Origin of the sequence: Afipia sp. P52-10 (assembly GCF_000516555.1) — a bacterium.
Taxonomy (GTDB): Bacteria; Pseudomonadota; Alphaproteobacteria; order Rhizobiales; family Xanthobacteraceae; genus P52-10.
Genome location: NZ_AZSJ01000006.1, coordinates 1 through 3083, shown reverse-complemented (window position 1 = coordinate 3083; position 3083 = coordinate 1). Strand labels below are relative to the sequence as shown.

Annotated in this window: 3 protein-coding genes and 1 pseudogene; all 4 read right to left on the bottom strand. The window is 63.1% G+C overall.

Annotated elements, in window-relative coordinates:
* Positions 1 to 491, bottom strand: a pseudogene (locus X566_RS17300) (hypothetical protein); the annotation flags it as partial.
* Between the two features lie 13 nt (positions 492 to 504).
* Positions 505 to 1302 carry a hypothetical protein gene (locus tag X566_RS17295; RefSeq protein ID WP_034469908.1) on the bottom strand — a complete coding sequence of 266 codons (798 nt, stop codon included), beginning with the start codon at positions 1300 to 1302 and terminating at the stop codon, positions 505 to 507.
* A gap of 3 nt (positions 1303 to 1305) precedes the next feature.
* Positions 1306 to 1758 carry a hypothetical protein gene (locus X566_RS17290; protein WP_034469907.1) on the bottom strand — a complete coding sequence of 151 codons (453 nt, stop codon included), beginning with the start codon at positions 1756 to 1758 and terminating at the stop codon, positions 1306 to 1308.
* An 818-nt stretch (positions 1759 to 2576) separates the two neighbouring features.
* Positions 2577 to 3083, bottom strand: a 507-nt coding sequence (locus X566_RS25060) for a hypothetical protein (protein ID WP_034469906.1), incomplete at its 5' end; no start/stop codon positions are given.

The window sequence follows — 3083 nt, the reverse complement described above, 5'->3', positions numbered from 1 at the left end:
GTCAGAACCTCTTCGCCTTCGACTTGCAAACGTCCCGCAGCCGGGCGCGTAACGCTGGTATCCGCTGCATTGCCCAATTCGAGTCCGGCGAACTGAGGAGTCGCCCCAGTGCCGAGCCCAAGGTTCGTGCGTGAGACTGCCTTATCCAGCAGGTCCGCAAGATTGTTCGCTGGATTGAGGATGTCGGATGCCGATGCGGTGAACGCGAGAACTGCCGTGCCGCTCAGGTTGATCTTTGTCGCCCCCACGACGCCGCCGATCTTGGACTTGGTGACCGTCGTGCGGGCCATTTGCGCAGCCGACGAGAAGATCGTGCCGACACCTTCTTCGAAGTCGGTGCCATCCACCAGGATATAGCGTACGGTATCGCCGTCGATCGCGCCGGCTTCAGTTGGCGTCAGGAACGCGGTGGACGATGCGGGACCGAACGTGATCGAGCCGGTGCCGGCGGTCGGGACGTTGACCTTCACGCGGTCGAAAAGCTTTGGCATGGAACGAACCTCTTTAGCTAGTGACGACACTCACGCGCTTGCGGCGGCTGCGCGCGATGACTTCTGGCGATGGGAGCTGAACAACCGGTTGAACTGGCGGCAGCGAGAGATTGCGGCCCGCAAGAATGGTCGGCTGCGTTGCGTTAAAGCGGATTGAAACCGGCCGCGAATAGGTCTGCGTCAGCGGCGCGCCTTCGCCGCCAAGCGCGAATTCGCCCAGCGCGCCTTCGGCGAGTGCGCCTACATCATTGGTGCGCTGGAACGTGTGCGCCAGATTGAAGATACGGCCGGCTTGGATGACCAACGGCCCATACTGCAAGGTGAGCGGCACCGCCGGCAGCTTCATCCATCGGCCGGCAAGAGCCCCGATGGACTTGGGAGCCGCCGCAATCGTCACGGGCGGCAACGAAAGCCACTTGCCGGGCGAAACAATCACCGGTGGCAGCGTCATCGCGATCGGCACGCGCACCAGATTGATGTTCTTGCCGAGACGCAGGATCGGCGCCGGCACGTCGGCGGACAACATCACTGCCGGGAGCGTCACCGCGCGGCCGAAACCGATCGTTGCCGACTTGGCATCGGCCGCGATCGCGATGCTGGGCAGACCCAGCCACTTGCCGGGTTGCGGCGTTATAACCATCGTCTGCGCAGCCACGCCGACCGCAGGCAGCGCGACATTGCGACCCGCGCGCGCGGCGGCCGGGCGAACGTCCGCCAGCAGATCGACCGGCGGCAGGCTCAGGTTCACACCTGGACCCGCGAAGCCGTAGTCGCCGAGCGGATGTTCTTCCAGTGCGCCGAATGCGAGCATCGGTCAGACCGTCAAGGTGTAGATCGTGCCGGGCGAACCCAGCAGGTCGAAGGTCAACTTGAAGTCGGTGGTGTCGCCGGCATACTCGTCCTGGCCGAGGTCATAGAGCACGAGCGGCTTCATGCTGGTTGCGTCGTACAGCAGCACATAACGACAGGGGCCGATGTTGCCACCGCTCGCAGTCTGCGAGGTCTGATCGCCGGAAAGCTTGGCATCGTTGGTGGTGATCGTGGTTGCCGCGACGTTCGTCACCGCCTTGCCGCCCTGCGGCCAACCATTGCCGTAGAACTCGTGCGCACGGGTCGGGCCGGCGCCGGCGACCGCATCAACGGTGGTGTGCGCGGCGTTGAACGATGCCGTGGACTTCAGCAGCATCAGCTTGAGGTTGGCGTTGTTGATCGTCTGTGCGGCGATCAGCGCCATGTAGTGGTTGTAGACATTCGCGGTAACGGCCATTGGAAGCGTCCTTTCTTAGCGATAGCCGACGATGGTGGCCGCAACGCCTTTCAGGGTGGCGTCGCGGGGATTGGGTGCAACGATAGTGAGCACGTCGCCTGCGGCGAATGACGTGTCGGCCGCAAGCGTGAAGGTTGCGACACTGGCAGCCGCCGCGAACGTCATGGTGGCAAACGCGACGCCATTCTTGCGCAGTGCGTACGTGGCGGCTGCCGTGGCGGCGATGTCCGCCCGTGCGCGGCTTTCCGCAAGCCCGGCGCGGAAGGTGACCACGGACGGCGCAACCCACTTCAAGAGCTGTTCGCCGGAACCCGGCTGACCGGGATCATCCATCAGGATGTCATAGCGCGAGAAGATCGCATCGGTGACGCCGAGATATCGCCACGCGCCGTCCTCCTTGATCCACTTCTTGCGGGTCGATTCCTGATAGGCGTACTGACCATCGTANCCATCGGATTCGTCCGGTCCGTCGTCGGCCGGCGGCACGAAGTGGTAGAAGCCGTCGGCATTGAGCGCCGCCAGCGCCTTGTCGATGTCTTCAAACGAGCGCGCGCCGACCGTGCGATCGATCGAGCCCTTGATGATCCGATACGACNCGGCGGCCTTGTCACCATGCGTCCAGGGCTGTGCCAGCGTCAGATGCGTCGCATCCTCGATTGACAGGATCGTCACTTCGGGATGGCCTGCGTCCGGATCGATGATGATGCGGTCACCTTCGCGGACGTTGACACGTTGCCAGCGCGTGTCGAGGCCGGTGACGACGACGCCACCGTCACTCACGCTCACTGATCCGGTATGATAGGTGGGAAACGTCATAGCTACCTGCGGTTTTGGGTCATGACCATCTTTGCGGATGTCACCCGCACGTAAGAGCGCCAGTCCGTGACGCCGCTCTCGTAACGAATGTACCGGGCCTTGATCTTGACGGTGTGCGTGCCGGCGGGGATCACGGCTTGTCCCATGACCACCATGCTGAAGTCGGCTGGGAGCGGAAACACGACGCCGGCGGCAAGCGTCGTGGCCCACGTAAAGGTCAGATCAGAACCGGGGATCAGGCCGTCATTCACATAGATGCCGAAGGTCATATCTTTGCCTTCGGACGGGTAGACGCCGGCTCCTGGGATTTGATGCGAGGACGATCCGCCGTTGCCGCGAATCGTCCCGATGATCACGACGTTGCACGCGACCGGAAAGTAGACTGGACCACTGGAAACAAGATCGAACAACGTCCCGGGCGCCGTCAGACTGAGCGCGCCGCCATCATGAGACGTGACCTGCGTTGCAGCACCAGCGATGAGGTTGGTGATATCGACGCCACCCACCGC

Excerpts from the sequence above, each read along its gene's own strand:
- X566_RS17295 (WP_034469908.1), bottom strand. The coding sequence starts at position 1,302 with ATGCTCGCATTCGGCGCACTGGAAGAACATCCGCTCGGCGACTACGGC.
- X566_RS17290 (WP_034469907.1), bottom strand. The coding sequence starts at position 1,758 with ATGGCCGTTACCGCGAATGTCTACAACCACTACATGGCGCTGATCGCC.